Consider the following 20,912-nt stretch of genomic DNA (forward strand, 5'->3'; position numbering starts at 1 on the left):
TGGTCCTGTTGCCTCACTCGCCGCTCCGCAGCAAGTCGTTGATCGAAGTCTTGCCGCGGGTCTTCTCGTCGACCTGCTTGACGATGATCGCCGCGTACAGGCTGTGGCTGCCGTCCTTCGACGGCAGGCTGCCGGCCACCACCACGCTGCCGGCGGGCACGCGGCCGTAGCTGGTTTCACCCGTGGCGCGGTTGTAGATGCGGGTGGACTGGCCGAGGAACACGCCCATGCCGATCACGCTGCCCTTCTCCACCACCACGCCCTCGACCACTTCGGAGCGCGCGCCGATGAAGCAGCCGTCCTCGATGATGGTGGGGTTGGCCTGCAGCGGCTCCAGCACGCCGCCGATGCCGACGCCGCCGGACAGGTGCACGCCCGCGCCGATCTGCGCACAGGAACCGACCGTGGCCCAGGTGTCGACCATGCTGCCGGCGCCCACGTAGGCGCCGATGTTGACGTAACTGGGCATCAGCACCGCGTCCTTCGCGATATGCGCGCCGCGGCGCACCAGCGCGCCGGGCACCACGCGCGCGCCGAGCCGCTGCAGTTCCTCATCGTTGCCGTGGGCGAAGCGCAGCGGCACCTTGTCGAACGCCTGCGCCGGGCCGCCGTCGACCACGCGGTTGTCGTTGATGCGGAAGTACAGCAGCACCGCCTTCTTGATCCATTGGTTCACCGTCCAGCCGCCGCGGCCGTCCGGTTCGGCGACGCGGCGCTCGCCGGATTCGAGCAGGTCGAGGACCTGGCCGATGGCCGGCCGCAGGTGGGTTTCGATCTCGGCCTGGGTGAGCGCGTTGCGGCGCTCGAAGGCGTCGTCGATCAGGGTTTCGATGGCTTGCATGGGGCTCGTTCGCTTGGAGACGGCCGTCGAGCGCGACGGCCGTCGGGGGTACATGCCGCGGCGGTGGCGGCCACGGTCGGGTTCGGCCATCCACGATGGCAGGCCTCCATTCTTTCACAGCCGGCCCGGAAGCCGCGACCCAGGCGCGGCCAGCCGGGTACGGAACGTGGCCTTTCACCGCTCCAAGACGACAGCTGTGCCCATCATGCGCCGCGGCCCGCCATGCGGCGCCCCTCCGCCCACCCGCCCCGGAGAATCGAGACATGCGCGAGCAGATCAACGAGGGTTCCATGGTTTTCGTCGCCGACGGCTGCGAAGGCATCGGCTCCGTCCGCGAGATCCGGCACGGGCTGCCCGAGCTGCTGGTCTACATCGAGAACGCCGGCGACTTCGTGGTGCCGATGTCGGCCGTCAAGGCCGTCCACTCCGGCAAGGTCATCCTCGATTTCGACCATCTCGACCTTCGCCTGCGCAACGCCATCCGCCACGCGCGCGATTCGGAAGACCCGAACTACCTGTCGCCCGCTTCGACGGAGGACGAGTAGGCCCCCATCCACCGGCCCGTTGCGGGTGGGAGGCACCGGTTTGCCGATACGATGGCCCCGGCTCAGGCGACGGTTGCCCGCGAGGCATGAACGACAAAGACAAGGAAAGACTGGACCGGCGACTCGACCGTCTGGAACGGGAGCTGCCGAAGGGTGTCGGCCGGTGGGTTCGCCGGCTGCGCTCGCCCTCGGCGCGCTGGGTGCGCCTCCCCGTGGGGCTGCTGCTCGTGGTGGGCGGGGTTTTCAGCATCCTGCCGATCCTCGGCCTGTGGATGCTGCCGCTCGGCCTGTTGCTGCTGGCCCAGGACCTTCCTTTCCTGCGCCGCCCGATGGGGCGGGCCCTGGTCTGGACGGAACGGCGCTGGCTGCGCTGGAAACGCCGGCGTCAGCGCGCAAACAGGTAGTCGCCGGCGTGCTTCGTCCCAACGGGCTACGGCATCATTGTTGCCTCGGAGTCGCGTCACCGCAACGTAACGGACAGGGATGCGCCGGGGCGAATCGGTGACGAGCAAGGGAGAGGAGGTGGCGGCCATGACGGGCGGTACGCCGCGTTCAACCCAGCCCACCTCGGGCAGCCCCGCGGAGCGCCGGACGCCTGGAACGCCGATCCGGACGATGGCGTGCCCCGGCTTCACAGGTCAGTTCGGAGTCAGCAGCCGCAAGAAGCAGAAACGGCGCCAAGCCCGAAAGCCGCGCCGTTGCTGGACTCAAGGTGGTGGGCGGTACAAGGATCGAACTTGTGACCCCTACCATGTCAAGGTAGTGCTCTACCGCTGAGCTAACCGCCCGTATCGCGCAAACCAGCTACGCGAGCCGCGCAGTATACGGGAGCTGCCGGCACCGGACAATATCCCGCAGGCGGCCCCGTTGCCGACTCAGCGCAGGGCCTGTTCGCGCAACTGGTGGATCTGGTCGCGCAGACGGGCGGCGTCCTCGAACTCGAGGTTCTGCGCGTGCTTGTACATCTGCGCCTCGAGTTTCCTGATCGTACCGGCCGCCTGCTGGGGACTGAGTCCGGCGTACTCGGCGGCAGGCTCGGCCACCGCGGCACGACCGCGCGTCGAGGATTTGCCGCCACGGCGATTGCCCGCCTCGCTGCGCGCGCCTTCCATGATATCGGCGATGCGCCGCACCACGGTCTTGGGCGTGATGCCGTTGGCCTCGTTCCAGGCCATCTGCTTCTCGCGGCGGCGGGCGGTCTCGTCCATCGCCGCCCGCATCGAGCGGGTCACCTCGTCGGCATAGAGGATCGCCTTGCCGCGCACGTTGCGGGCGGCGCGGCCGATGGTCTGGATCAGCGAGCCGGTGGAGCGCAGGAAGCCCTCCTTGTCGGCGTCGAGGATCGCCACCAGCGACACCTCGGGCATGTCCAGCCCTTCGCGCAGCAGGTTGATGCCGACCAGCACGTCGAACTCGCCCAGGCGCAGGTCGCGGATGATCTCGCTGCGCTCCACCGTCTCGATGTCCGAGTGCAGGTAGCGCACCTTCACGTCGTGCTCGGCCAGATACTCGGTGAGGTTCTCGGCCATCCGCTTGGTCAGCGTGGTGACCAGCACGCGGTCGCCGATCGCCACGCGCTTGTGCACCTCGCTGAGCAGGTCGTCGACCTGGGTGCGCACCGGGCGCACCTCCACTTCCGGATCGACCAGGCCGGTCGGGCGCACCACCAGTTCGGTCACCGCGTCGCCGGACTTGCGCAACTCGTAGTCGCGCGGGGTGGCGGAGACGTAGATCGCCCGCGGCACGCGCTCTTCCCACTCCTCGAAGCGCAGCGGCCGGTTGTCCATCGCCGACGGCAGCCGGAAACCGAACTCCACCAGGGTCTCCTTGCGCGAGCGGTCGCCCTTGTACATCGCGCCCAGCTGCGGCACGGTGACGTGCGATTCGTCCACCACCAGCAGGCCGTCGGCCGGCAGGTAGTCGAACAGCGTGGGCGGCGGCTCGCCCGGCGCACGCCGGGTCAGGTGGCGCGAGTAGTTCTCGATGCCCTGGCAGTAGCCCACCTCGGCCATCATCTCCAGGTCGAAGCGGGTGCGCTGGTCCAGCCGCTGCGCCTCGACCAGCTTGTTCTCGCGGTACAGCAGCTCCAGCCGTTCCTTCAGCTCGACCTTGATCGTCTCGATCGCGTTGAGCACGCTTTCGCGCGTGCTGGCGTAGTGCGTGCGCGGGTAGACCGTATAGCGTTGCACCTTGCGGATCGTCTCGCCGGTGAGCGGATCGAACAGCACCATGTTCTCCACTTCGCCGTCGAACAGCTCGATGCGCAGCGCCTCGGTCTCCGACTCGGCGGGGAACACGTCGATGATCTCGCCGCGCACGCGGTAGGTGCCGCGACGCAGTTCCAGCTCGTTGCGGGTGTATTGCAGTTCGGTGAGCTGGTGGATCAGCTTGCGCTGGTCGATGCGCTCGCCCTTGGCCAGGATCAGCCGCAGCGACAGGTAGTCCTCCGGATTGCCGAGGCCGTAGATCGCCGACACCGTGGCGACGATGATCGAATCCCGCCGCGACAACAGCGCTTTGGTCGCCGACAGGCGCATCTGCTCGATGTGCTCGTTGATCGAGGAGTCCTTCTCGATGAAGGTGTCCGACGCCACCACGTAGGCTTCCGGCTGGTAGTAGTCGTAGTAGCTGACGAAGTACTCCACCGCGTTGTGCGGGAAGAACTCGCGGAACTCGCCGTACAACTGCGCTGCCAGCGTCTTGTTCGGCGCCATCACGATGGTCGGACGCTGGATGCGCTCGATCACGTTCGCGATGGTGTAGGTCTTGCCCGAGCCGGTCACGCCGAGCAGGGTCTGCGCGGCCAGGCCGGCCTCGAAGCCCTCGGCCAGCCGTGCGATCGCCTGCGGCTGGTCGCCGGCGGGTTGGTAGGGAGCGGCGAGTTGGAAGCGGTCGGTCATCGGCTACAGGTGTGGGCGCGGCAGGTCATTTTAAATCGGGCCTGCTGACAGGAACCGTCAGCAGGGGCCGACAGCCGCATCGGCACCGGGCTGCTGGCCGCATGGCGCCAGCGCCCTAGCATGGAACCTCCCGGACCCGCAGGAAGCGACGCCGTGACGACCTCCAGGCATTCGGCACCTTGCCCGCTGCAACATGGCATGACCCTGATCGAGCAGATCATGGTGCTCCTGATCATCGCTGCCGTCACCAGCATGTCCATACCGGTAATGGCGAAGCTGCTTGGCCGCAACCATCTGCAGGTTGCCCAGGCGGATTTCATCGCAGCGCTGCGACACGCCCGCGAAACCGCCATCATGAGCGGCAGGCGCACGCTGTTCTGCCCGTCGCGCGACGGCAGCAGCTGCAGCAACGACGCGCGCTGGGAAGACGGCTGGCTGCTTGCCCACGACGCCGACCACAACGACCAACCCGACAACCGGCCGCTTCGCGTCGGATCCGGCTACCGTGACAAGCTGATCATCCGGAGCAGCAGCGCCCGGCCCATCGTGCGTTTCCATCCCGACGGCACCGCTCATGGCAGCAACCTCACCCTGCTGTTCTGCCAGCGATCCGGTGCGGAACGGGTACTCAGCGTGGTGGTCTCCAACGCCGGCCGCGTCCGCGGCGCGCCGGGCAGCACGGCGCAGGCCGCCAGCTGCAAGGAATAGGCGGCGCGAAAACACGAAAGCCGGCAGCATGCCGGCTTTCGTGGAGTATGTCTGGCGCCCGAAGTTGGACTCGAACCAACGACCCCCTGATTAACAGTCAAGTGCTCTAACCGGCTGAGCTATTCGGGCGGGAGCTGCGTAGTTTGTCGGGGCCGCGATGAGCTGTCAAGCCGGCGGACGCGGGCAGCGCCCATCGATTCAGCCGGTCAGTATCCGGTAGCACGGCACGTACGCCGCGCCGCCGGGCAGCTTCATCCGATGCTGCTCGACGAAGGCCTGCAGCAGCTTGTCCAGCGCGTGCATGATGTCCGCATCGCCGTCGATCTCGAACGGACCATCCTGCTCGATCGCCTTCACGCCCTCCTCCTTCACGTTGCCGGCGACGATGCCGGAGAACGCCCGGCGCAGGTCCGCCGCCAGCTCGTGCCGCGGGCGCCCGTGGTGCAGCTGCAGTGCGCGCATCGCCTCGTGGGTGGGGCGGAACGGCTGCTGGAATTCCAGCGGAATCTGCAGCGCCCAGTTGAAGAAGAACGCGTCCTTGGTGTCGAGCCGGTTGTGGCGTACCTTTTCCAGACCCTTGAGCATCGTGCGCGCCACCGTCTCCGGATCGTCCACGATGATCTGGTAGTGCCGGGCCACTTCGTCGCCCAGGGTCAGGCGCAGGAAACGATCGATCTGCTCGAAATAGGCAGCCGACTGGCGCGGCCCGGTGAAGATCAGCGGGAAAGGCGTGCTGGCGTTGTCCGGGTGCAGCAGGATGCCGAGCAGGTAGAGGATCTCCTCGGCCGTGCCGACGCCGCCGGGGAACACGATGATGCCGTGGCCCAGGCGCACGAACGCCTCCAGCCGCTTCTCGATGTCCGGCATGATCACCAGGTGGTTGACGATCGGGTTCGGCGATTCCGCCGCGATGATGCCCGGTTCGGTGATGCCGATGTAACGGTTGTGCCGCCGCCGCTGCTTGGCGTGCGAGATGGTCGCGCCCTTCATCGGCCCCTTCATCGCGCCGGGGCCGCAACCGGTGCAGATGTCCAGTCCGCGCAGGCCGAGCTGGTAGCCGACCAGCTTGGTGTAGTCGTACTCCTCGCGCGAAATCGAATGGCCGCCCCAGCACACCACCAGGTTCGGATCGACCTGCGGTTTCAGGATGCGCGCGTTGCGCAGGATCTCGAACACGCCCTGGGTCAGCGCGGCCGAGCCGTCGAGATCGAAGCCGATCTGTTCCAGCTGGGTCGACACGTAGACGATGTCGCGCACCACCGCCACCAGCAGCTCGTTGATGCCGCGGATGATCTGGCCGTCCACGAAGGCCTGCCCCGGCGCGTTGGTCAGTTCGATCTTCATGCCGCGGTCCTGCTGCAGCACCTGGATGTCGAAATCCGGGTACTGCTCCAACATCGCCCGCGGGTCATCGCTGACGTTGCCCGAGGTCAGCACCGCCAGCGCGCAGCGCCGCAGCAGCGCATGCAGGCCCGAGCCGCTGGCGCCGCGCAGGCGCGCCACTTCGTTGCGGGACAGGACGTCCAGCCCGCCGATCGGCGAGATGCGGGCGCTGACGGTCTTGGTTGTGCCGGAAGGGTCGGCGTAATGGGTGTTCATCGAATCTCCATGGTCCTACGACAGGCACTGCCTTCATGCAGGGCAGACCGCCTAGCTTCAAGGCATACGCGGGACAGGGTCAAGTACCGGCCAACAAAAAGCCGGCACCCTCGCGGGCGCCGGCCAGTATTACCGAACAACGGATGACTCAGAACGTGTAACGCAGGGTGGCCAGGATCGACCAGCGCTGGGTCGGGCCGTTCAACTCGTCGGCGCGCGGCAGCGGCAGCGGGCTGTAGTTGCCGTTGCTGTCCTTGTAAGCCGCCTTGCTGATGTCGTAGATGTACTTGCCATCGGCCCCTACGCCGGCGAAATCGGCGAGGTTGCGAACCAGCGGGAAGCTGGCGCGGTGGTCGACGCCCCACTTCTTGTTGAGCATGTTGCCGACGTTGTAGATATCCAGCCGGATGACGCCCTTGTTGCCCTTGAACAGGCCCGGGATCTCCTGGCTGAAGCTCAGGTCGATCTGGTTGATCCAGGGAGCACGGGCGCCGTTGCGGCTGGCAATCTCGCCCTTGTGGTCACGCAGATACTTGTTGCTGTCGATGTACGCCCAGAACGAATCCTTCTGTGCCTGCGTGGTGCCCGGCGCGAAGTTGATGTCGCCCTTGTTCGGGATGTAGGCCAGGTCGGAGGTGAAACCGTCGCCGTTGGCGTCGTTGCCGAAGCGCCAGCTGTACGGAGTGCCCGAGTGGCCGTCATAGAACATGGTGGCGCTGGTGGCGTAGTCGCCGAAGAAGCGGTGCTGCCAGGTCAGCGAAGCGATCACGCGCTTCGGGATCGAGTAGCTGGATGTGCTTGCCTTGTTGGCGTTCGGGTTCACCCAGACGTTGTTGCTGAAGCTCGAACGGGCCACGCTCGAGGTACCCGGGTTCACCTCCGTGGCGCGGCTCCAGGTGAAGCCGACCATGCCGGACCACTCGTCCGCGAACGGCTTCTTCAGGGAGAGGCTGAGGCTGTCGGCGCTGCCCCGAGCGCTGTTGGCCAGGTTGATCACCGCATCGCCGAACGCCTGGTTGGAATTCGCACGCGCGGTATTGCCGCTGCTGCCGCCCGTCGGATTCTTGTAGTAGGTGAACCGGCCATCCGGCAGCACGCCGGTGGGTGCGCCGATATTGAGGTTCTGGTACCAGATCGCGTTGCGGTTCTTGATGTGCTCGTAATCCGCGGTGAACACCAGGCCCCACCACGGCAGCTCGCGATCGAAGCCGAGCGACATTTTCCAAACGCTCGGAAGCTGGAAGTTGTCGCTGACCGTGCTGACCGCCATCTGCGCGCCCTTGGCGCCGGGAACCGGCGCCGAGCCGCCATTCTGCCCGTTCGGGTTGGCGCTGAACGGCGGCAGGCCGGTCGCGGTATTGCACGCGCTCTGCGTCGGACCGCAGTTGTACTGCACCTGGGTCACGCCGGAGTTCTGGTAGATGTTGCCCAGCCACACGCTCGGCGGGTTGGAGATGAACAGGCCGGCACCGCCGCGCAGTTGGGTCAGGCGCTCGGTGTCGAAGGTGTAGTTGAACGACATCCGCGGCTGTACCTGGCGGTTGCCATTGATCGTGCTGGTATTGGTACGACCGAAACCACCCTTGGCCGAAACGCAGTTGGCCGCCACCACGGCTACCCCGGGAGCAGCCGCATAGCACGGGTTGTACAGCGGCCGGTCACTGGTCAGCGGAATATCGACGCGGAAACCGTACTGCACCGACAGGTTGTGGTTCACCTGCCAGGTGTCCTGCAGGAAGATGCCGTATTCCTTCAACTCGAAGTTGGCGGCGACGTCGCTCAGGCCGAGGCCTGCGGCCGGTGCGTTGTAACGGTACTGGTAATACTTGCCGGCATTGAAATCGGCCAGCGTGTTGAACTGGTAGCTGCCGAACGCGTTCTGCAGGAACAGGTTGTAGTACTGGCCGCGCTGGAAATCGAAACCACCCTTGACCGTGTGGTCGCCCAGATAGAGCGTGCCGGCCCACGCCGCATTCAGCGTCTTCACGTGCAGCACGTTGGCCTGGCTGGAGTATTCGGTACCGAACTCCACGCCCGGCGAGCTGCTGGAGCTGTAGCAACCGTTGACGCTGTTCAGGCACACCGAGACGTCCGGCTGGGCGACGCCGTTGTACGGGCCGCGGTTCTGCTGGAAGTCGGCGTAGGAAAGAGTGGTGTCGGTGGAGAAGACATCCGACCAGTCGTCATAGAAGTGCAGCGCGTAGCTCTTGTTGTCGACGTTGGTCTTGTACCAGCCGCTGGACAGCACCAGGATGTTGTTGTTGCCGGTGATGATCGGCTTGTTTTCCTTGGTCTGGCTGTAGGTGAAGCTGGCGCGGTGGTTGTTGGTGATGTTCCAGTCGATCTTGGCCAGGTAACGCTTGTCCTGCAGATCGGTGTTGCCGCCGCCGAGACCACCGACGTCAAAGCCCTTGGCCTTGGCTGCAGCGGTGATGGCGTCGACATTCTGCTGGGTCAGGCCGCGGATCTCGGTGGTCGCGCCGGAGCCCTGCACGCCGTACTGGGAGGACGGGCCGATCTGCTTGCTCTTCTCGTACGAGGCAAAGAAGAACAGCTTGTCCTTGATGATCGGGCCGCCGACGGTGCCGCCGGCGGTCCAGGTGCGGCGGAAGCCGCCATACGGCTTGTCGTTATAGTCGGCGATCATCTTGTCGCGATTCTGGAACGCGTAGTACGCCGAACCATGGAAATCGTTGGTACCGCTCTTGGTCACTGCGTTGACGATCGCGCCGACGCCGCGACGCGTGGCCACGTCGTAGTTGGCGGTCGAGATGTTGTATTCCTGGATCGTGTCCTGCGAAATCGGCGTGCCCAGCGTCGGCAGGCCGTTCGCGTTCAGCCCGAACGGATCATTGGCGCTGACCGAATCCACCGTGATGTTGTTGTAGCGGCTGTTCTGGCCGATCGCGGAGATCTCGCCGCGGTCGCGGTCGGAGATCACGATGCGCGGATCGAGGCGCACGATGTTCTGGATCGAGCGGCCCGGGGTCGGCGTCGCCTCGATTTCACGCTGCGAGATGTTGGTCGAGATGCCCTTGTTGTCCGGGGTAAAGGTTTGTGCCAATGCGTTGGCCGAGACGATGACTCCGGCAAGGTTCTGGACCTGCTTGGCCTGTTCCGCACCCATGGTCAGGTTGACCGGGGTTTCCTGGGCCAGCTGCAGGTACACCTGCCCATGCTCCGCCTGCGCCAGGCCGGCCTTGGATGCCGTGACGTCGAACGGACCGCCCACGCGCAGACCCTGTGCGGCATAACGGCCGCTGGCATCGGTGGTGGTGATCTTGGTGGTGCCCGACGGCTCGTGCACGATCTGCACGGTGGCGCCCGCCACCGGCTGGCCGCTCGCGTCCAGCACGCGGCCGCTGATCGAAGAGGAGGTGTCCTGCGCGATGGCAGGCACCGACGACGCCAGCAGCGAAGCGATGGCAAACGGCAGGAGTTTGGCGCGAATTCGGCTATTCATTCTGTCGACTCTCAGGCTCGAAACGAAAGTATTTGCGTCTCGGGATGCAAACGGTGCCTGGCCCGGAGCATGCCAAGCGCACTATTGACCCGTGTTTGTTTGATACCCTGGTATGGCAGGCCCCCGATGCACCAACAGAGTGGATTCGGGACGCTTCGGCCAGCAAGATTTTGCGTCGGCCGGTTGTTTAAGCGAACTTTAACGGCATTGTATGACACTTTTGTAACATTTACACGTCACCAGCCATACATGACCAGATTGCACAAAACTTGTTTGTTACTTTTAAATCAAGCATATACATCAATCGCAGTCATCATGTGACGCTGCGGCGGCGGCCGTGGGGCAACATCGACTCAACCTGTCTTGCCGAGATAGCGCGCACGCTTGGCGGGTTTCAGGTTCGCCAGGTCGAGCATCACCAGGCCATCCACGCAACCGGAGAAATCCGGATCCTCGCCGAAACCCAAGAACTGCACGCCGGCGGGCTCGACCAGGTCCACATACTGGCGGTACAGCACCGGAATGCTGACGCCCAGTGCATCCAGGTGGTGCTTGAGCTTGCCCAGCCCGGCGACGGCATCCAGGCCCTCCAGTGCCGCATGCACGCCCTGCACCACTTCGGGCGAGACCACGAACGGCTGCCGCGCCGCGGCCAGGCCCGGTGCACCGAAATAATATTGATGCGCGGCGGCGATCCATTCGCGCGCCTCGCGCGGCAGGCTCACCGACATGCTGACCGGTCCGAACAGGTAGCGCAGCTCGGGATGCCGCTGCAGGTACAGGCCGATGCCCTGCCACAGCTGGTCCAGCGCGCGCGAACGCCAGTAGGCCGGCGCGATGAAGCTGCGGCCCAGTTCCAGTCCCTGCGCCAGCCGCGATTCCAGCGCCGGTGAATAGGAGAACAGGCTGGAGGTGTACAGGCCGGCCATGCCGCGTTCGGCAAGCAACCGGCTGCCATGGCCGAAGCGGTAGGCGCCGACGATGCGCGATGCCTGCGGGTCCCACAGCACCAGATGCTCGTAGTGGGGGTCGTAGGCGTCCAGGTCGCATCGCGTACCGGTGCCTTCGCCCACCTTGCGGAAGGTCAGTTCGCGCAGCCGGCCGATCTCGCGCATCACCGCGCCGCCTGCAGCGCCCATGTACAACCAGGCCTGCTTGCCGTCGGCAAGATCGGCCAGTTTCTCGCCGCGCGCCAGTTCCGCCGCCACCTGCGCCGCCGGTTCCGGCAACGCCAGCGGCGCCTGGCCACCGAAGATCAGGCCCCGATGCTGGCCGACCCGGTAGACGTGCCGACGCATCAGTTTCGCCACCCGCTCCGGTGAACCGCCGCTGCGCCGGGCAAGCTCCTCGGCATCGATCAGCGCGCCGATGCTGAAGCCGATCCTGCGCTTGCCGGGCGCCACCGCCTCGCGCGGCAGCATCGCCGTGCTCAACGGCTTGGCGAGCATCGACAGGCCGTAGAACATCGCCGAATTGCGCGCCGAAATGTGCACGGGCAACACCGGCACCTTGCTGCGCAGCGACAGCCGCGCGAACCCCTCCGACCAGCGGCCGTCGCGCACGCCGCCGGCGCGCACGCGCGAGACCTCGCCGGCAGGGAACACGATCAGCGCCTCGCCCCGCTCCAGCGCGCGGTAGATACCACGCAAGCGGGAGGCAGCTCCCTTGCCGAACACGTCCACCGGCAGCAGCAGCTTGCCCAGTTGCGGCACGGTCGCCAGCCAGTCATTGCCCAGGATGCGCACGTCGCGGCGTACCGAACCGATCAGCTGCAGCATCGCCAGTGCGTCCTGCATGCCCAGCGGGTGATTGGCCACCACCAGGAGGGGGCCCTCGGCCGGAATGTTCTCGAGATCGCCGGGATTGACGTGATGGCTGGTGCCGAGCACCTCCAGCACGCGATCGACGAAATCGAAACCCTCGGCGCTGCCGGCCCGATCCAGCACGCGGTTGAAGCCGTCCTCGTCGGCCAGCCGCCCCAGCATGCCGGCCACGGGTCGGCGGAGGCGCGGGAACTGCGCCAGCCAAGGCAATCGTTCGGTCAGGGACTGTTCGATACTCAGCATGTCTGCGTCCTCGGATTCCCCCTCCATCCTGGCGCCCGATTATGACAGCAGCACGATGACCCGAAGCGATGCCTGCGACATGACGGCAAGCTCGCCGTTTCAAACATTCATGTGCAGGAACGCCGCCACGCCGGCCATGAACATCTGTACCGACAACGCGATCAGCAGCATGCCCATCACGCGCTCCAACGCGGTCAGCACGCTCTCGCCCAGCCAGCGGAAAAGATAGGTGGCGCTGAGCAGGATCAGCGAGCTGGCCAGCCACGCCAGCAGCAGCGCGATCGTCCAGTCGGCGGTGCGGCCGGGCTGGGTATTGGTCAGCAGCAGCAACGCCGCCATCGCCGAGGGGCCGGCCACGCCGGGAATCGCCATCGGCACGATGAACGGCTCGCCGCCGCCGGACTTGCCGAAGATGCCGCCGCCGTCGGCTGGCGGGAATACCATGCGGATGCCGATCAGGAACAGCACGATGCCGCCGGCGATGCTGATCGACTCCTGCTTCAGCTGCAGCAGCTTGAGGATGTGCTGGCCGCCGAACAGGAACACCAGCAGCACGCCCAGCGCGATCAGCAACTCGCGCACCATGACATGGCGCCGGCGCTTCGGCGGCACGTTCTTCAGCAGGCTCAGGAACAGCGGGATGTTGCCCAGCGGGTCCATGATCAGGAACAGCAGGATGCCCGCCGACAATGTGGTCATCTGCGTTTCCATCTCGACTCCATCCTCGTTGGGCGGCACGCCATCATGCCGCGGAGTGACAACCGGTCAGTCGTTCCGCAGGTCCAGCATCGTGCCGCGCGCTGCCGCGCCCTGCGCGCCAAGCAGATACACCGCCGCCGCGGCCGCGACATCCGGCAGCGGGCGTTGCAGGATGTCCTCGCCGAAATAGGCCAGCTGCCGCAATGCCGTGCGCATCGGCGCCGGCAGCATGGCATGGACGCGCAACGGGCCGCTGTCGTTTTCCTCGTGCAGGATCGCCACGAAGCGCTCCAGCGCCGCCTTCGACACGCCGTAGCCGCCCCAGTGCGCGCGCTGCAGCAGCTCGGGGTCGTCCAGCACGAACACCACGGCGCTGTCCTGGGCCTGCGTCAGCAGCGGCAGGCAGGCCTGGGTCAGTGCGAACGGGGCGTTGACGTTGACGTGCATCGCACGCAGCCAGGCATCCGGCTTGTGCATGGCGATCGGGGTAAGCCCGCCGAAGCTGGCGGCCGCATGCACGATGCCGTCGAGCCGGCCGAAGTCGCGCTCCAGGCCTTCGGCCAGGGCAGCGTATTCGCGCGGCGTGGCCACCTCCATGTCCAGCGGATGGATCACCGGCTCGGCCAGGCCCTCGGCCAGCATGGCGTCGTACAGTTGCTCCAGCTGTCGCTTGCGCCTGCCGGTGATCACCACCGTGGCCCCGGCGCGCGACGCTGCGCGCGCCACCGCGCCGCCGAGCCCGCCGTAGGCCCCGGTCACCAGCACCACGCGATCGGCCAGGGTGTCGGCGGCCGGTTGCCAGCCGGCCGGCAACCGGGCAACCGGCAGCGCCGTCAAGGCGCCACCCCGGCCACGTCGCTGGCCATGCGGGACAATTCGCCGGAGGACTTCAGGTCCTCGATGATGTCGCAGCCGCCGATCAGCTCGCCCTGGATGAACAGCTGCGGGAACGTGGGCCAGTTGGAAAAGTGCGGCAACGCCGCGCGGATCTGCGGATCGGCCAGCACGTTCACCGCGTGGAACGCGGCACCGGCGTCGGCCAGTGCTTGCGCGGCCCGGCTGGAGAACCCGCACATCGGGAACTCCGGCGTGCCCTTCATGAAAAGCACGATGGGATGCTCGGCCAGCGTCGCCCTGATTTGCTCGTTGATATCCATGGCTCGGTGTTTCATCTTTACAATGCAGGCAGACCGGTATTGTATCAGTCACCCGTCGGCTGCCGTCCGCTGCGCCGATCTTTTCTCCCCCAGCCACATCTCAAGGAGCCTCATCATGGCGATCGAACTTCCTCCGCTGCCGTACGAAAAGAACGCACTGGAGCCGCACATCTCCGCCGAAACGCTGGAATACCACTACGGCAAGCACCACCAGGCCTACGTGACCAACCTCAACAAGCTGATCGATGGCACCGAGTTCGCCAGCGCCCCGCTCGAGGAGATCATCCGGAAATCCTCCGGCGGCGTGTTCAACAACGCCGCGCAGATCTGGAACCACACGTTCTACTGGAATTCGATGAGCCCGAAGGGCGGCGGCGCCCCGACCGGCAAGCTGGGCGACGCGATCAACAAGGCGTTCGGCTCGTTCGACAAGTTCAAGGAGGAGTTCAGCAAGTCCGCCGCCGGCAACTTCGGCTCCGGCTGGACCTGGCTGGTGCAGCGCCCGGACGGTTCGCTCGGCATCGTCAACACCTCCAACGCCGCCACTCCGATCACCGGCAGCGACAAGCCGCTGTTCACCACCGACGTGTGGGAGCATGCGTACTACATCGACTACCGCAACGCCCGCCCGAAGTACGTGGAGGCGTTCTGGAACCTGGTGAACTGGGAATTCGCGGCCGGCAACCTGGCCTGATTCCCCGACACCCATGCGATAAAAACGGAGCCGGCGACGGCTCCGTTTTTTTATCGGGCAACCCCATCCACGATGTAAAAGCCCGTAGGATCCAGCACCTGCAGCACCGGCGCCACCTGTGCCTCGCGCCCGAGCGCCGCGGCAATCCCGCCCAGCCGCGCGGCCAGCTGCCCCGCATCCGGCGCGCACACCGTGGCATGGCCCACCTTGCGGCCGGGCCGGGCCTGCTTGCCGTAGTCGTGCCAGTGCGCGTCGACGACCCGCAGCACCGCGGACGCATCGGGCAGCTCGCCGATCCAGTTGAACATCGCCGACGGGCCGCGCGCGCCGGTGTCGCCCAGCGGCAGGCCGAGCACCGCACGCACGTGGTTCTCGAACTGGCTGGCGTGCGCGCCCTCGATGGTCCAGTGGCCGGAGTTGTGCACCCGCGGCGCCATCTCGTTGCCGAGCAGGTCGCCGTCCTTGACGAACAGTTCCAGCGCGAACACGCCTACGTAGTCCAGCCGCTCGGCCAGCGTCCGCGCCAGCGTGGTGGCGCGCTGCTGCAACCGCTCGATGTCCGGCGCCGGCGCAAGGCTCATCGACAGCACGCCATCGACGTGCCAGTTGCGGGTCAGCGGCCAGGTGCGGAAGTCGCCGTCGCGGCCACGCACGGCGACCACCGACAACTCGCGCTCGAACGGCACGAACGCCTCCAGGATCAGGCCATGCCGCGACGCCTGCGCGCCGAGCGCAGCCCATGCCGCATCGGCATCGGCCAGGTCGCGCAGCCGGAACTGGCCCTTGCCGTCATAGCCGAGCCGGCGCGTCTTCAGGATGGCCGGCGCACCGACCACGGCCAGCGCCTGGTCCAGCTGTTCGCGGGTATCCACCGTCATGAAATCAGGCGTGGACAGGCCGCACTCGCGGAACAGCGTCTTCTCGGCCAGCCGGTCCTGCGCCACCGCCAGTGCCTGCGGCGCGGGGAAGACCGTCACCCGTTCGGCCAGCCAGCGAGCCGTCTCGGCCGGCACATTCTCGAAATCGAAGGTGACCACGTCGACCCCGCCCGCAAACGCCTCCAGGGCGGCGTAGTCGGTCCAGTCGGCCACCACCAATGGCGCGACCTGGCCGGCGCAGGCGTCGGCCGCGCTGTCCACCACCAGGGTGTTCACGCCCAGCGGCGCCCCCGCCAGCGCCAGCATGCGCGCCAGCTGGCCGCCACCGAGTACGCCCAGTACGGGCTGCCGCCGTTCGCTCATTGACGCGGGTCCGGCTGCTCGATCACGGCCTGGGTCTGCCGCGCGCGCCAGTGATCCAGCGCCGTGGCCAATGCCGGATCGTGCAATGCCAGCACCGCCACGGCCAGCAGGCCGGCATTCACCGCACCGGCGCGGCCGATCGCCAGGGTACCGACCGGAATGCCGGCCGGCATCTGCGCGATCGACAGCAGCGAGTCCATCCCGTTCAGCGCCTTCGACTGCACCGGCACGCCGAACACCGGCAGGCGGGTCTTGGCCGCCAGCATGCCGGGCAGATGGGCGGCGCCGCCGGCGCCAGCGACGATCACCTGGATGCCGCGTGCATGGGCCTGTTCGGCGTAGCTGAACAGCAGGTCCGGCGTACGGTGCGCGGACACCACCCTCACCTCGTGAACCACGCCCAGTTCGGTCAGCACGTTCGCCGCGTGCTGCATGGTTTCCCAATCCGACCGCGAACCCATCACGACGCCAACGCGCGGCAGTCTGCTTGTTCCTGTCATGGCCGGGCCATCCAAAAGCGGTTATTGTACGGGCTTTCACCAGTCCGGCACACCCAAGCGATCCACCATGGACAAGCGCCTGCTCGACATCCTGTGCTGCCCCGTCAGCAAAATGCCGCTGCGCCCGCTGGGCAAGCGCGAGCTCGATGCGCTGAACGACGCGATAGCCACCGGCAAGGTCGACACCGTCGCGGGCGCACCGGTGCGCGAGCGGGTCGGCGAGGCCCTGATCACCACCGATCGCAAGGTGATCTACCGGGTCGAGGACGGCATCCCGGTGATGCTGCCCGAGGAAGGCATCGGCACCCTCCAACTGAGCGGATTTCCCGCGGCGTAGCGTCGCGCCGACGGCCGCCGGGGAATGACACGCATACCCGCTTTGGCTTATCGTCGGTACCTGCCCAGCCCGTGCCGGATTCGGCTGTGCACCGCAATGTTTCAGGGGGTTGGCGATGAACGAAGCCAGTGATCCATCCAAAGTCATCAACTTGAGCCAGCGCCTGGACCCCGCCAGCGAACGCGTCGGCGAGTTGCTCAACGCCGTGCGCAACATCGCCGGCAAGCGGCTGCAGCAGTGGATCGGCAATGCCTTCGAGCACGTCGACGACGCACTGTTCGACCTGGCCGAGAAGGCCGAGAACAACGCCGCGCAGATGCACTACTTCGACGGCATGCGCGAAGTGCGCAAGCGTCGCTCCGCGGTGGAGCGCAGCTTCCTGGGCCGGGTCAACCGCGACCTCGGCGAGCTGGCGCATCCGCAACAGCGCCCGTTCGGCGCAGGCATGTCGACATCGTCGGGCACGGTCGAACTGACGCTGGTGGCCGACAACGAGCTGGAGGAATCGCTGGCGATCACCAGCATGACCAGCAAGCACGAGTCGCGGCTATCGCGCGATCTGTTCGCGGTCAACCAGCGGCTGTCGGTGATCTGCGGCGGCCACAAGATCGAGGATTCCGGCAACCCGGTGGCACCGGCGGGGCTGACCCAGGCTTTCCGCCACGCGCTGCACGAACTCAGCGCGGACATGCGGGTCAAGCTGATCATCTACAAACTGTTCGACCGTTACGTGCTGTCGTCGCTGGAAGACCTCTACCAGGACATCAACACCGAACTGGCGCGCGCCGGCGTGTTGCCGCAGCTGCGTCAGGAGGCCTCGCGCAGCAACGCAAAGGCCGCCGCCGGCACCGATCCGGCCCACGCCGCGGCCGGCGAAGAGGCCAACGAGATCCCCAGCGACCTGCTGCAGACCCTGCACGCGCTGTTCAGCGCGCGCCGCGGCCCCGCGGCCGCCGGCGTGCACTCGATACCGACCGGCCCGCTGCCCTCGGCAAACGAATTGCTCGGCGCCCTCAGCGTGCTGCAGAGCCAGATCGCCAGCGCCGGTCCGCTGCCCTACGCGGAACCCGGCGACGCTGCCGAGCTGAGCCGCGAGGTGATGCAGCTGAAGGGCCAGCTGCTGGCCCAGATCGGCGCGCTGCGCGGCGAGAAGCCCGGCCACGTCGCCAGCATCGACGAGGACACCATCGACCTGGTCGGCATGCTGTTCGAGTTCATTCTGGAGGACCGCAACCTGCCCGTCGCCATGCAGGTCATGCTGGCGCGGCTGCAGATCCCCTACCTCAAGGCCGCGATCCTCGACCGCAAGCTGTTCGCGCACCGCCAGCACCCGGCCCGCCGGTTGCTGGACGGCCTGGCCGAGCAGGCCAAGGGCTGGTCCGAGGAGTCCGATCGCGACCACCGCCTGCACGAGAAGGTCAAGTCGATCGTCGACCAGCTGCTGCACGAATTCGACGATGACATGGGCATCTTCGAGCGCCTGCTGGTCGACTTGCAGCAGTTCCAGGACCTCAACAAGCGCCGCTCCGAACTGGCCGAGCAGCGCGTCGCCGAATCCACCCGCGGCCGCGAGAAACTGGAACAGGCGCGCCGCCGGGCCGCCCGCGAGATCCTCGACCGCATCGGCGGGCACAAGCTGCCGCCACTGCTGCACGGCGTGCTGGCACGGGCCTGGGCCAACCACCTGGTGCTGACCCTGCTGCGCCAGGGCGAGGGCTCGCCCGAGTTCAGGGGCGCGCTGCGCTTCGTCGACGAATTCATCGCCAGCACCCGGCCTGCAACCACCCAGGAAAGCCGGCAGGCGCTGCGGCAGATGCTGCCCGGGATCGAGCGCGCGCTGCGCCACGGCCTGGCCAACGTGGCCTTCCAGGAACAGGACATCGAGCGCCTGCTCGGCCAACTGCACGCGTACTACCGCCAGCAGCTCGGCGAGGCGCCGGCGACGATCGAGGCAACCCATGCCGAAGATGCCGCCGCCATGCTGTCCATCCCCGACAGCATCCAGCCGGTCATCAGCCAGGATGCCCCGGCGGACGACGCTATCGACGAGGAAGTCGTCGAAGTGCCGCTGGACAGCCCCGAGTGGCACCAGGTACAGGCGTTGCAACCGGGCTCCTGGCTGGAATTCTGCATGCCCGACGAGGCGATGACCCGGGCCAAGCTGTCGTGGATCAGCCCGATGAGCGGTCGCTACCTGTTCGTCAACCGGCGCGGCCTGAAGGTGGCCGACCACTCGCCGCGGGAACTGACCGTGCTGCTCACCGACGGCCGCGCCCGCGTACTCGCCGGCAATGCCCTGTTCGACCGGGCGATGACCGCTATCGTCGGCAAGCTGAGCCAGTCCGACGCGGCGGCGCCCGCAGGCGACGCCGCCGAATGAGCCATGCCCCGTCGTTCGCGCTGCCGGATGCCGCGCAGATCGCCGCCGATGTCGAGCGCGCGCTCACCGAAGATCTCGGCCGGGGCGACGCCACCGCCGGCCTGCTGCCGGCCGGCGCCCGCGCGCATGCCGCACTGACCTGCCGCGACACGGCGGTGATCGCCGGCACGGCCTGGTTCGACGCCTGCTTCCGCCGGCTCGATCCGGCCGTGCATCTCGACTGGCAGGTGCGCGACGGCGAACGCGCCGCGCCCGGCTCGGTGATCTGCCGCCTGTCCGGCCATGCCCGCTCGCTGGTCACCGCGGAACGCTCGGCACTGAATTTCCTGCAGTTGCTGTCGGCCACCGCCACGGTGACCGCCGCGTACGTCGCCGCCGTCGCCGGCACCGCCGTACGCGTGCTGGATACCCGCAAGACCATTCCCGGCCTGCGCCTAGCGCAGAAGTACGCGGTGCGCTGCGGCGGCGGCCACAACCAGCGCATGGGCCTGTACGACGCGATCCTGGTCAAGGAAAACCACATCGCCGCCGCCGGCGGCATCGCCGCGGCGGTACAGGCCGCACGCCGGCTTCACCCGGAACTGCCGCTCGAGGTCGAGGTGGAGGACCTGGACGAATTGGAGCAAGCGCTGCAGGCCGGCGTGGACCGCATCATGCTGGACAATTTCGAGCTGGCGACGATGGTCGAGGCGGTGCGGCGCACGGCCGGACGCGTGCCGCTGGAGGCCTCCGGCAACGTCGACCTGCACACGATCGGCGAATTCGCCCGTACCGGCGTCGACTTCATTTCGGTCGGCGCACTGACCAAGCACGTGCGGGCGGTGGACTTGTCGCTGCGCCTGCAACTGGACTGAGCCGCGGCTTGCGCCCGGCCAACCGCGCCCGCACACTGCGGGCATGAGCGATCTCTCCAGTCTCCTGCTGTTGCTGGTGCTCGGTGCCGTCGTGGCACTGTGGCTGAGGCTCAGCGCCGCGCGCGAGCGGGCCGTGCAGGAAGCGCGGCGGCAGTGCCAGCAGCACGGCCTGCAACTGCTCGACGAGACCGTCGGCCTGCGCGGCCTGCGCCTGCGCCGGATCAACGGCCGACGCCGGGTCGAGCGATGCTACGGCTTCGAGGTCAGCATCGACGGCCACGACCGCGAGCCGGGGCGGTTGTGGATGGCCGACGACACGCTGAGCAGCCTCAGCCTGCCCACGATCGAACTGCTGCCGCACGAGGAGGCCGCGGTGCGCCCCCTCACGCCGGCCAGCAACGTGGTGCCGCTGCGCCCGCGTGCCCGCACGGACCACCGCCTGAACTGACCGCCAGACTGGCACGCCGTACCACTGGCGCGCGGGCTACGCCTACTTGACCACCCGCAGATGCGGCGCGCTGCGTTTCGGCTTGTCGCTGCCGGCGTCGTCGCCGGGCACCGGCGGAGTGTCGTCGGGATCGGGGGCGGACGGCGGCGTATCGCCACCTTCCTCTTCGGCGGGAAACATCATGCCCTGGCCGTTCTCCTGCGCATACAGCGCCAGCACGGCGCGCACCGGGATCTGGATCGCCTGGCTGACGCCGGAAAAGCGCGCCTGGAAACTGATCCACTCGTTGCCGAGGTCGAGGTTGGCCACCGCGCGCGTGGCCAGGTTGAGCACCACCTGGCCGTTCTTGACCACCTGAGGCGGCACCCGCACGCCGGCGAAACCGGCGTCGACCAGCACGTACGGGGTCAGGTCGTTGTCGCTGATCCAGTCGTAGATCGCCCGCAGCAGGTACGGGCGGTTGGAACTCATCGGCGCAAC

Annotated in this window: 19 protein-coding genes and 2 tRNA genes; 8 read left to right on the plus strand and 13 right to left on the minus strand. The window is 67.2% G+C overall.

The window, feature by feature from the left end; all coding sequences use genetic code 11:
• Positions 1 to 13: 13 nt before the first annotated feature.
• Complete coding sequence (gene dapD, locus RHOFW104R8_RS02830; protein WP_068096123.1) at positions 14 to 841, minus strand: 2,3,4,5-tetrahydropyridine-2,6-dicarboxylate N-succinyltransferase; 828 nt, start codon at positions 839 to 841, stop codon at positions 14 to 16.
• Between the two features lie 263 nt (positions 842 to 1,104).
• Here dapD and RHOFW104R8_RS02835 point away from each other — a divergent pair, with 263 nt between their 5' ends.
• Both RHOFW104R8_RS02835 and RHOFW104R8_RS02840 read left to right on the plus strand, forming a co-directional pair.
• A complete protein-coding gene (locus RHOFW104R8_RS02835) occupies positions 1,105 to 1,386 on the plus strand; it encodes a hypothetical protein (RefSeq protein ID WP_068096125.1) in 282 nt (93 codons plus the stop codon).
• Between the two features lie 86 nt (positions 1,387 to 1,472).
• The gene (locus tag RHOFW104R8_RS02840) at positions 1,473 to 1,790 is read left to right on the plus strand and encodes a hypothetical protein (protein ID WP_068096127.1); all 318 of its coding nucleotides are present in this window, start codon (positions 1,473 to 1,475) and stop codon (positions 1,788 to 1,790) included.
• A 309-nt stretch (positions 1,791 to 2,099) separates the two neighbouring features.
• On the opposite strand, the gene RHOFW104R8_RS02845 is transcribed toward RHOFW104R8_RS02840, so the two are convergent.
• Both RHOFW104R8_RS02845 and uvrB read right to left on the minus strand, forming a co-directional pair.
• Positions 2,100 to 2,174, minus strand: a tRNA-Val gene (locus RHOFW104R8_RS02845).
• Positions 2,175 to 2,261: 87 nt separating this feature from the next.
• Positions 2,262 to 4,286, minus strand: coding sequence for an excinuclease ABC subunit UvrB (gene uvrB / locus RHOFW104R8_RS02850; RefSeq protein ID WP_068096129.1), 2,025 nt, complete (start codon positions 4,284 to 4,286; stop codon positions 2,262 to 2,264).
• A 198-nt stretch (positions 4,287 to 4,484) separates the two neighbouring features.
• Between uvrB and RHOFW104R8_RS02855 the strand changes: the two genes are divergently transcribed.
• A complete protein-coding gene (locus RHOFW104R8_RS02855; RefSeq protein WP_068096132.1) occupies positions 4,485 to 4,994 on the plus strand; it encodes a GspH/FimT family pseudopilin in 510 nt (169 codons plus the stop codon).
• Between the two features lie 52 nt (positions 4,995 to 5,046).
• Here the strand turns inward: RHOFW104R8_RS02855 and RHOFW104R8_RS02860 are convergent.
• The 7 genes from RHOFW104R8_RS02860 to grxD all read right to left on the minus strand — a co-directional run bounded on the left by RHOFW104R8_RS02860 (position 5,047) and on the right by grxD (position 13,978).
• Positions 5,047 to 5,123 (minus strand) — tRNA-Asn (locus RHOFW104R8_RS02860).
• Between the two features lie 69 nt (positions 5,124 to 5,192).
• Positions 5,193 to 6,593: a nucleotide 5'-monophosphate nucleosidase PpnN gene (gene ppnN / locus RHOFW104R8_RS02865; RefSeq protein WP_068096134.1), complete on the minus strand. Its 1,401-nt coding sequence runs from the start codon at positions 6,591 to 6,593 to the stop codon at positions 5,193 to 5,195.
• 148 nt (positions 6,594 to 6,741) lie between these two features.
• On the minus strand, positions 6,742 to 10,056 hold the full coding sequence (locus tag RHOFW104R8_RS02870; RefSeq protein WP_068096136.1) for a TonB-dependent receptor: 3,315 nt from the start codon (positions 10,054 to 10,056) through the stop codon (positions 6,742 to 6,744).
• A 353-nt stretch (positions 10,057 to 10,409) separates the two neighbouring features.
• Positions 10,410 to 12,122 carry a lysophospholipid acyltransferase family protein gene (locus RHOFW104R8_RS02875; RefSeq protein ID WP_068096137.1) on the minus strand — a complete coding sequence of 571 codons (1,713 nt, stop codon included), beginning with the start codon at positions 12,120 to 12,122 and terminating at the stop codon, positions 10,410 to 10,412.
• A gap of 99 nt (positions 12,123 to 12,221) precedes the next feature.
• Positions 12,222 to 12,821 (minus strand): YhgN family NAAT transporter, encoded by a 600-nt coding sequence (locus tag RHOFW104R8_RS02880; protein WP_068096154.1) that lies wholly within the window; start codon positions 12,819 to 12,821, stop codon positions 12,222 to 12,224.
• Between the two features lie 66 nt (positions 12,822 to 12,887).
• Positions 12,888 to 13,658, minus strand: coding sequence for an SDR family NAD(P)-dependent oxidoreductase (locus RHOFW104R8_RS02885; protein ID WP_068096139.1), 771 nt, complete (start codon positions 13,656 to 13,658; stop codon positions 12,888 to 12,890).
• Complete coding sequence (grxD, locus tag RHOFW104R8_RS02890; protein ID WP_068096141.1) at positions 13,655 to 13,978, minus strand: Grx4 family monothiol glutaredoxin; 324 nt, start codon at positions 13,976 to 13,978, stop codon at positions 13,655 to 13,657. The genes RHOFW104R8_RS02885 and grxD overlap by 4 nt, the downstream gene beginning before the upstream one ends.
• Positions 13,979 to 14,093: 115 nt before the next feature.
• Between grxD and RHOFW104R8_RS02895 the strand changes: the two genes are divergently transcribed.
• On the plus strand, positions 14,094 to 14,672 hold the full coding sequence (locus RHOFW104R8_RS02895; RefSeq protein ID WP_068096143.1) for a superoxide dismutase: 579 nt from the start codon (positions 14,094 to 14,096) through the stop codon (positions 14,670 to 14,672).
• A 50-nt stretch (positions 14,673 to 14,722) separates the two neighbouring features.
• Here RHOFW104R8_RS02895 and RHOFW104R8_RS02900 read toward each other — a convergent pair whose 3' ends face one another.
• Both RHOFW104R8_RS02900 and purE read right to left on the minus strand, forming a co-directional pair.
• Positions 14,723 to 15,913: a 5-(carboxyamino)imidazole ribonucleotide synthase gene (locus RHOFW104R8_RS02900; protein WP_068096145.1), complete on the minus strand. Its 1,191-nt coding sequence runs from the start codon at positions 15,911 to 15,913 to the stop codon at positions 14,723 to 14,725.
• Positions 15,910 to 16,413: a 5-(carboxyamino)imidazole ribonucleotide mutase gene (gene purE, locus RHOFW104R8_RS02905; protein ID WP_068096147.1), complete on the minus strand. Its 504-nt coding sequence runs from the start codon at positions 16,411 to 16,413 to the stop codon at positions 15,910 to 15,912. The genes RHOFW104R8_RS02900 and purE overlap by 4 nt, the downstream gene beginning before the upstream one ends.
• A 67-nt stretch (positions 16,414 to 16,480) precedes the next feature.
• Here purE and RHOFW104R8_RS02910 point away from each other — a divergent pair, with 67 nt between their 5' ends.
• From RHOFW104R8_RS02910 to RHOFW104R8_RS02925, 4 genes are all read left to right on the plus strand, one after another.
• Positions 16,481 to 16,750, plus strand: a complete 270-nt coding sequence (locus tag RHOFW104R8_RS02910; RefSeq protein ID WP_068096149.1) for a Trm112 family protein — start codon at positions 16,481 to 16,483, stop codon at positions 16,748 to 16,750.
• Positions 16,751 to 16,865: 115 nt separating this feature from the next.
• Positions 16,866 to 19,130, plus strand: a complete 2,265-nt coding sequence (locus RHOFW104R8_RS02915) for a DUF1631 domain-containing protein (RefSeq protein ID WP_068099001.1) — start codon at positions 16,866 to 16,868, stop codon at positions 19,128 to 19,130.
• A complete protein-coding gene (gene nadC, locus RHOFW104R8_RS02920) occupies positions 19,127 to 19,984 on the plus strand; it encodes a carboxylating nicotinate-nucleotide diphosphorylase (RefSeq protein ID WP_068095010.1) in 858 nt (285 codons plus the stop codon). Before RHOFW104R8_RS02915 ends, nadC begins: the two co-directional genes overlap by 4 nt.
• A 43-nt stretch (positions 19,985 to 20,027) precedes the next feature.
• Positions 20,028 to 20,432 (plus strand): DUF3301 domain-containing protein, encoded by a 405-nt coding sequence (locus tag RHOFW104R8_RS02925; RefSeq protein ID WP_068095014.1) that lies wholly within the window; start codon positions 20,028 to 20,030, stop codon positions 20,430 to 20,432.
• A 42-nt stretch (positions 20,433 to 20,474) separates the two neighbouring features.
• On the opposite strand, the gene RHOFW104R8_RS02930 is transcribed toward RHOFW104R8_RS02925, so the two are convergent.
• A complete protein-coding gene (locus RHOFW104R8_RS02930; RefSeq protein ID WP_082823500.1) occupies positions 20,475 to 20,903 on the minus strand; it encodes a ClpXP protease specificity-enhancing factor in 429 nt (142 codons plus the stop codon).
• Positions 20,904 to 20,912 lie beyond the last annotated feature (9 nt).

Source organism: Rhodanobacter sp. FW104-R8 (genome assembly GCF_001617365.1).
In the GTDB taxonomy this organism is placed as follows: domain Bacteria; phylum Pseudomonadota; class Gammaproteobacteria; order Xanthomonadales; family Rhodanobacteraceae; genus Rhodanobacter.